8 protein-coding genes are annotated in these 8492 nt (G+C 43.9%); all 8 read right to left on the bottom strand.

Going from position 1 to position 8492, the window contains the following annotated elements; all coding sequences use genetic code 11:
• Window positions 1–161 precede the first annotated feature (161 nt).
• Window positions 162–1517: a histidine--tRNA ligase gene (gene hisS / locus DWW90_RS20135; protein ID WP_122346265.1), complete on the bottom strand. Its 1356-nt coding sequence runs from the start codon at window positions 1515–1517 to the stop codon at window positions 162–164.
• Window positions 1518–1695: 178 nt separating this feature from the next.
• Window positions 1696–2520 (bottom strand): hypothetical protein, encoded by an 825-nt coding sequence (locus DWW90_RS20130; RefSeq protein WP_122346264.1) that lies wholly within the window; start codon window positions 2518–2520, stop codon window positions 1696–1698.
• A 220-nt stretch (window positions 2521–2740) separates the two neighbouring features.
• On the bottom strand, window positions 2741–3427 hold the full coding sequence (locus tag DWW90_RS20125) for a zinc metallopeptidase (protein WP_115500617.1): 687 nt from the start codon (window positions 3425–3427) through the stop codon (window positions 2741–2743).
• 122 nt (window positions 3428–3549) lie between these two features.
• A complete protein-coding gene (locus tag DWW90_RS20120) occupies window positions 3550–4821 on the bottom strand; it encodes an adenylosuccinate synthase (RefSeq protein WP_115500616.1) in 1272 nt (423 codons plus the stop codon).
• Between the two features lie 28 nt (window positions 4822–4849).
• On the bottom strand, window positions 4850–5308 hold the full coding sequence (locus tag DWW90_RS20115; protein ID WP_115500640.1) for a Fur family transcriptional regulator: 459 nt from the start codon (window positions 5306–5308) through the stop codon (window positions 4850–4852).
• Window positions 5309–5368: 60 nt separating this feature from the next.
• Window positions 5369–6052, bottom strand: a complete 684-nt coding sequence (locus tag DWW90_RS20110; protein ID WP_122346263.1) for a DNA alkylation repair protein — start codon at window positions 6050–6052, stop codon at window positions 5369–5371.
• Between the two features lie 7 nt (window positions 6053–6059).
• Window positions 6060–8093: a dihydrofolate reductase gene (locus DWW90_RS20105; protein WP_122346262.1), complete on the bottom strand. Its 2034-nt coding sequence runs from the start codon at window positions 8091–8093 to the stop codon at window positions 6060–6062.
• Window positions 8094–8150: 57 nt separating this feature from the next.
• The coding region (locus DWW90_RS20100) for a PDDEXK nuclease domain-containing protein (protein ID WP_122346261.1) at window positions 8151–8492 on the bottom strand (342 nt) is incomplete at its 5' end.

The raw sequence follows: 8492 nt of genomic DNA, 5'->3' as shown, positions 1-8492 counted from the left end.
TTTTTGCTATTTAGAGACATTAGCTTGACGGCTATGGCGCTTGACGCGGGATCGCATCAGAATCGACTGTATAGACGTTTGCCTAAAACTTGTCCTTTTGCGGCCCCGCGTCAAGCGCGGGGACAAGTGAGTTTTGCCCCTCTCACTTCTTTCTGTTATTTTCAGAATTGTCCGATCAATTCTTCTATAGTGACAGGACTCTGTTCGCCTGTCAACATATTTTTCAGGTTGATCTTGCCTTCATTCATTTCGTTTTCTCCGACAATGGCGACAAACGGGATCTTTTTAGTATCGGCATACCCCATCTGCTTTTTCATCTTGGCAGCTTCGGGATATAACTCCGTACGAATACCGGCTGCACGGACTTTCGAGATCAACGGCAGCAAATAGTTTTCCTCTTTTTCTCCGAAGTTCACAAACAGCAACTGCGTTGTCTGCAAAGAATCGGCAGGATAAAGATCCAACTGGTTCAATACGTCGAAGATACGGTCTGCGCCAAATGAAATACCGACCCCCGAAACACCATCCATGCCGAACACTCCGGTCAAATTGTCATAACGTCCGCCACCGGTAATACTTCCGATCTGGACATCCAACGCTTTTACTTCAAAGATTGCTCCGGTGTAATAGTTCAAGCCGCGAGCCAGTGTCAGGTCCAGTTCCAGTTCAGCTTTCAACGGCAACTTGTCGATACGATCCAGGATAAATTCCATTTCGGCAACACCTTTCATCGCTATTTCCGATGCAGCCAACTCCTGTTTCAGCACTGCCAGCTTTTCACGGTTTGTCCCTTTCAGCATGATGATCGGTTGCAGACGTGCTATCGCATCTTCGGATAATTCTTTAGAACGAAGTTCTTCATTCACGTTATCCAACCCGATCTTATCCAGCTTGTCTATAGCAACCGTAATATCGACAATCTTATCCGCTTCCCCGATAATTTCGGCAATACCAGAAAGAATCTTACGGTTATTCATCTTGATACAAACACGAATACCGAAACGGCGGAACACTTCGTCCATTATCTGGATCAGTTCCACTTCGTTTACCAACGAATCGGAACCTACGACATCGCCATCACACTGGTAGAACTCCCGGTAACGGCCTCTCTGCGGACGGTCGGCACGCCAAACGGGTTGTATCTGATATCGCTTGAAAGGGAAAGTGATCTCATTGCGATGCTGCACCACAAAACGGGCGAAAGGAACCGTCAGGTCATAGCGCAACCCCTTTTCACAAGCTTTCACGCCGAACTTCACGGCATTGCGTTCCAACAGTTCTTCATCTGTAATACCAGAGAAGCAATCACCGGAATTTAATATCTTGAAAAGCAGCTTATCACCCTCTTCACCATATTTTCCCATCAAAGTAGACAGGTTCTCCATAGCCGGAGTCTCAATCTGCTGAAACCCGTACAGATGATAAACTTCACGAATCGTATTGAATATATAATTACGCTTCGCCATTTCTTCAGGCGAAAAATCTCTTGTTCCTTTCGGGATAGACGGCTTTTGCATATTTCTTTAATTTATTATTCTAATTGCAAAGGTAATGCTTTTACAGGAATATGGAAGTTTATCTACTAAGTTAGTAAAAAAAGCTGTGCCAAACTTTAAATACATATCTAAACCGAATCTTCAGTTAAACACCTCATCCGATAAAGAAAAATCTAAAGCCCCCCCATTCATTGAAGGTTTATTTTCTCAATGCCTCAACAATTTCAGAGGCAATACCCGACAAATTTTCTTCCGAATTATAGCCACGCTTTCTGTCTATTACAATTACAGGGATATCAAATATCTTATTTCCCTTATCCTCCCACATAAAATAATTATATGCCGCCACACCTGCGAATACGATTACTTTAGGCTTAACAAAATCTTTGACCAAAACTCTTATCGGCATTACAATATCCTTCCATTCGTCAACCCCCAATTCTTTTTTTAGCAGATTGAGCTGAGCTAAATTATTGGTAGCAAATGGACATACATTCAGAAACATTATCTGTTTACCGAAAGTATCATACCATTCAGGCTTCACTCCTTTTTTTAATTCACCTTTTCCTAAGCCATACGCTACTTTGCATATGATTTTGATCATATTTCCAACAAAGTTATTTCCAGGCTTCGTCTTCAGTCCATACCAAGCACTTTCATCTCTATAATTACTTTTTATAAACCAATCCAATGCAATAGTTTTACCATCTGAACGATATATTGGTTTTCTCAAAGGAAATACACTTTCATCTCGGTAGTAACTGCCAACACCATTCAAGATTCGAAACGGTACCCGATTTCCATTATCATTGCAGTTTATTTCATTATAAAGCCCAGGCCCCGGATTTATTCCAACAAACAAAATTTCAGGCTGGAAAACGACTGGCCCATTTATTGTAATAAATCCTTTCCAGTCCTTAAACCGTCCATTCCGATAACCATCTTTCAATTTTTCAATAATTGAAAAAAAACTGTTCTGATACAGAATAAAATGACTTATTATTGCACTCTCCTCTTTTTTCATCCCCTTATGCTTTTACGTTTTTTTTACAAAGGCAAACAATTTCTTGACTAATAAAACACACAATGTGACATGATTACTATTCCCCTCTCGCTAAAACCTAACCCTTACACAAATCAATAAAAATAAACAAATGGTTCAAGAATGAAAGGAATAACATCTATAAATACAAAAGGAGAGGTTCAGTTCCTCTCCTATACTTTTCCTGTTTTACTTATTAATACTAATCCCTGCTCCTTCCTCCCAGGAAGATCATTATATAATATAATAATGTAGCGAGCGAACCTAAAGCGGCAACCACATAGGTATAAGCGGCTGAACGTAAAGCATCTTCAGCCTTATCATGCGTATAGGCATTTGTAATCCCGGCATTGCTCAACCAAGCCAGGGCACGCTGGCTGGCATTAATTTCAACCGGCAACGTGATAAAACTGAACAACGTTGTCATGGCGAACAGGATAATACCGAAAAGCAGCAACTGCGGGAAAGAATGCAACAACAACATTCCTCCTAACAATACCCACGTCATGATGTTGGAGGCAAAACTAACGACCGGGACCAACGCCGAACGCATACGCAGAGGCGCATACGCCGTAGCATGCTGAACCGCATGTCCGCATTCGTGAGCCGCAACGGCTGCCGCCGCAATACTATTACTATAATAAACCGATTCACTCAGGTTGACTGTCTGGTTAGCCGGATTATAATGGTCTGTCAAATGTCCGGGCGTCGAAATCACCTTCACGTCATAAATACCATTATCATGCAACATCTTCTCTGCAACATCCTTACCGGTCATGCCATTCGGCATAGGTATTTTGGAATACTTCTCAAACTTATTCTGAAGCCGGGAAGAAACCAACCAACTAAGGAGGGCGAAACCGATAAATATAATCCAATACATGCTCATATTCTTCTAATTTATATAGTTATACTAAATAACATAGAACAAAAAGCCTGCCAAAAACAAAAATGGCAGGAGAACACCCTTCCGGGATGTGGTCTTCTGCCATTTTGTATTATTTTCAGGTCTTATTCTTCCGTATATCTGACAATTGTTTGTTCGCGGTCAGGGCCGACAGAAACAATTTTAATAGGCACTTCCAGCTCTTCTTCCAGGAATGAGATATAAGCATTAAACTCTTCAGGGAATTCGTCTTCGCTCTGCATCTTTGTCATATCGGCATTCCAACCGGGCAGTTCTACATATACAGGTTCGATACCCTCGTTGATTTCAAACGGGAACTCGGTTGTCTCTTCACCATTGATCTTGTAGGCAACGCAAGCTTTTACCGTTTCAAAACTATCCAGCACATCGCTCTTCATCATGATCAGTTTCGTTACGCCGTTGATCATGATAGCATATTTCAGAGCCACCAGGTCAATCCAGCCACAACGACGTTCACGTCCGGTTACCGCACCATATTCGTGGCCGATCTGACGGATCTTTTTGCCTGTTTCGTCGAACAACTCTGTCGGAAACGGTCCACTACCCACGCGTGTGCAATAGGCTTTGAAGATACCATACACATCGCCGATGTTACGCGGAGAAACGCCTAAACCGGTACAGCAACCGGCGCAGATCGTATTGGAAGAGGTCACGAACGGATATGAACCGAAGTCGACATCCAGCATCGTGCCCTGTGCACCTTCGGCCAGAACAGATTTACCTTCTTTCAGATAATTATTGATAACATGTTCGCTATCGATCAGGCGGAACTGTTTCAGGTAGTCCAAAGCCTTGAACCACTGTGCTTCGAGTTCCGTAATATCATATTCATAATTCAGAGAACGCAGAATCGCTTCATGTCTTGCTTTTGCAGCAGCATATTTTTCGTCGAAGTTATGCAGCAAATCACCAACGCGCAAACCGTTACGGCTGACTTTGTCTGTATAAGTCGGGCCGATGCCTTTGCCGGTCGTACCGATTTTACCGGACCCCTTAGCAGCTTCGTAAGCAGCATCCAATATACGGTGAGTAGGCAGGATCAAATGAGCTTTCTTGGAGATACACAGTTGTTTGGTCAAATCGTGACCGCTTGCGGCAAGCGCTTCCGCTTCCTGCTGGAACAATAACGGATCCAGTACGACACCGTTACCGATAACGTTTACCTTTCCTCCCTGGAAAATACCGGAAGGGATAGAACGTAATACATACTTTTCGCCGTTAAACTCCAAAGTATGTCCTGCATTGGGCCCACCCTGAAAACGAGTAATGACATCGTAGTTCGGAGTCAGCACGTCGACAACTTTACCTTTGCCTTCGTCACCCCATTGCAATCCTAATAAAACATCTACTTTCATCTTTTTATATTATAGGCTGTTAATATTCTTACTTCTTCCGTTGAAGCCGGTATTTACATTTACTGCACACGCCATAAATGTAAAGCGCATGATACTCCGGAGAAAAACGGGATATCTTCAAGTTATCCACATCTTTTTTCAATGTTGCATCTTTCAATTCCCGGATAGCCCCGCATTTGGTACAGATCAAGTGCGAATGTGTCTCGGCCAGTATCCGTAACTCATACTGCATAGACTGCGACATCAATTGATGACGGATAATCAAACCACTGTCTACCAACACATCAAGTGTATTATAAAGAGTAGCCCGGCTTACATGAAAGTTCATTCCCTCCAGTTTCTGATGGAGCATACACATATCGAAATGGCCGGGGAAACTGCATATACATTCCAGTATCACAGATCGTTCCTCAGTCTTTCGTAGTTTTTTCTCAGCAAGATACATGGTGAACATATCTTGCATCTCTGTGTATTTTTTTGCATCCATATTCAAGTTGCGACTCCACGCGACCGACAAAGTTAGCGCATTTATTTTAAACGCAAAGCCTTAACGGGAATATTCAAATTCAAATTTTAAATCATTATAGATTTCCTGCCCTTCGGGTGTCTTCATGAATTCGGGAAACTCGTCGAAGCCGGTCAAAATTTGCCGGGCCTGGCCAGCCGACTGTCTTCCGTAAAATTTCATTGCCTTCACCGCAGCCTGCTTTTCCTTGAAGGAGGCCCCGAAATCAGTCCAGGCAACCGTACGCATACATTCGACAATAAACGCCGCCCTCACCGGTGCGATCAGTTCCTTTCCTTCCTTAAACAGTTCAGCCCAGACAAGATAAGCCACCGTACGCGCATATTCGTCTTTCACATTAAAAATCAGCCCAAGCAGCAGATTTTCCACATCGGCCAACTTATGAAACAGATTATGACTGCACTGTTCAGCAATCTCCAAATAGGGGATTTCCTTTACCCACTGCACTGCTTTTTGGAATGAGAATTCGTCTGCCGGCTGTAAGAGAGAGGCCAGTATTTTAAACTCGCGAATATCCTCTTTCCATAAGGCCTCCGCCAACTCGGAATCCGGTTTGTGCATTGCCGCGATCTGCTTGATCTCAGGCAGAGGCACACCGAAATTCAACTTATACACGATGCCTTTCTCGCGCATACTGGTAGAAACCACACCATTCATCGCCAGGCGTAATTGCGTTCTTATCTCTTTCAATTCATCTCGCAGCATACATTTATTATTTATTGTAAGACGGTAAAAATGAATACTCCGTGCTGTAACGCAACATCTGATCGGCATAACCTTCAGTATAATCCAGTACGACGTCCGTTACTTCACCTGTATCACTCTTTATCTCTTTCATCACCGGATTCACAAATCCCTTATACGGTGCCAAATTGAGTTTGGCATACCGTTCAAGCACTTCGGCATGAAGAACCGGATCGACCTTTACGCCATAATCTTCCACAAGTTTCTTCCCCGCTGCAAAATCGCCTTCACTCTTGATACGCTGCACTTCCGCCAACAGGCATCCGAACAACTCGCGCAATTTGGCATAATCATTTACCAGCACATATGTCTTGCCATCGCGCTGTTTCAACTCGACAACGTGATCCGCCTTCCCCTTTTCATATACCCATTTGGCAATCAACTGGCGGTTGCGCATATGGGCCTCTTCCACATTCTTCCCCTGTTCGATGCGCACCAACTGTGTCATAAGGCCGTTCATGATATATTTATAATATTCAGCTTTATGGGCATCCGCATCCGGGACAAGTCCGAGTTCCACCAACTTGGCATCGCCCAGATAATACAAACCGAACAAGTCGGCACGCGCTTCTTCCAACGTAGAACTATATGCTTTCAGAGCATCCGGATCAGTACCGGGAAGGAGCTTGCCGGAACCATGCCCTAAGCACTCATGCAAATCGGTATGCAGGTTATCTGTAATGAAACCATATTTTTTCAACATCTCACGCTCCGCATCACTCCAGACAAACTCTTCACTGAAGCCATTCCCCTGCGAAGCCTTGTCGTAGGCTTCCGTTATATTCTCGATCGTCACGGACTTGGAGCCATGGTCGCGCCGGATCCAATCTGCGTTCGGCAGGTTTATGCCGATCGGAGTGGCCGGATAGCAGTCACCGCCTAACATGGAAACAGTGATCACTTTCGCACTGACACCTTTCACTTTTTCTTTTTTAAAACGTTTATCCACCGGTGAATGATCTTCAAACCATTGTGCATTATCGCTGATCACCTTCGTCCGCTTCGTAGCTTCTTTATTTATAAAGTTCACGGTCGATTCCCAACTGGCTTTCATTCCCAACGGGTCACCGTATGTTTCGATAAAACCATTTACAAAGTCGACATCCGAAACCGTGTCTTCCACCCACAAAATAGAATAGGCATCAAACGTTTTCAAATCGCCCGTCTGATAATATTCGATCAGTTTTTCGATGATTGCTTTCTGCGCTTCGTTTTCAGCAAAGGCAACCGCTTTTTGCAATTCCGACACGATCTTTTCAATTGCCGGTGAATACAGGCCGCCCACTTTCCAGACCTTTTCGACAAGCTTACCGTTCTCTTTCACCAGGCGGCTGTTCAACCCGTATGAAATCGGGGAAACGGTATCTTTTCCGGCTTTCATCTCCGCATAAAAATCTTCCACCTCTTTCTGGGTAACACCTTCGCCATAATAATTATTGGCAGAAACCTGAATCAGGTCGGCATCGCCGCTCTGAACCGAGCGTTTTGGCATCACTTCCGGGTCAAAAATCACCGGACTGATCCCGGCAACAAACTGTCCAACCGTCTGTCCCTCTGCGAGTGGAAGTTCCGACACCTCCACCTGCTCCACGCAACTCCGGAAAAACTCAGGAGTGAAGCCGGGCACAAACTTGTCTTCCGCATAGTGATGATGGATGCCGTTTGCAAACCAAACCCGTTTCAGGTACGTTTCCAAAGCGATAAACTGCGGTTCCTTCCGGTCGCCCTTATATCCTTTATATATAGCTTCCAGTGTTCTACGGATCGGCAAGTTATAACGGCAATTCTGATCGAACAGGATATCCCGCCCCATCAAAGCCGCCTCCGACAAATGATATAATAGTTGTTTTTGTTTTAATGAAAGGGCCTCAAACCCCGGAACCTGATAACGCAGTATTTGCAGATCAGCAAACTGATCCACTACATAATTAAATTTATCCTGAGCAGCTTCCGCCATCTCAGCCTCCTGCCCTGTACAAGCAGTCATAACCATTGCAATCATAAGCGATTATTTTATTTTTATAAGGCCGTTTTGCAAAGGTACAGATATTTCGGTAGTTCACAAATAATCCATCAGTTTACGCAATTCATCTTGCAATTGTTTTTTATCGGGTAAATAGAGTTGATATCGACTCACAAACAGTTGGTTTGAAATGCCTTGTGTAGCATATTCAATCAACACTTTGTCTTTGTATGCACCAAGAACAATTCCTATCGGTTCATTATCACCTTCCGTATTTTCTTCTTTCTTAAAATAGTTCAGATACATATTCATTTGCCCAATATCGTTGTGCTCAATTTCGCCACGTTTCAGGTCTATGAGCACAAAGCACTTCAGGATACGGTGGTAGTTTACCTGAGCGGGGGCATCGCTGCCCCAACTCGGCTTCAAAACCGTACG

The organism is Parabacteroides sp. AF17-28 (genome assembly GCF_003479205.1).
GTDB lineage: Bacteria > Bacteroidota > Bacteroidia > Bacteroidales > Tannerellaceae > Parabacteroides > Parabacteroides acidifaciens.
The sequence above is the reverse complement of the archived record's forward strand: the minus strand, read 5'-3'. Positions and strand labels throughout refer to the sequence as shown.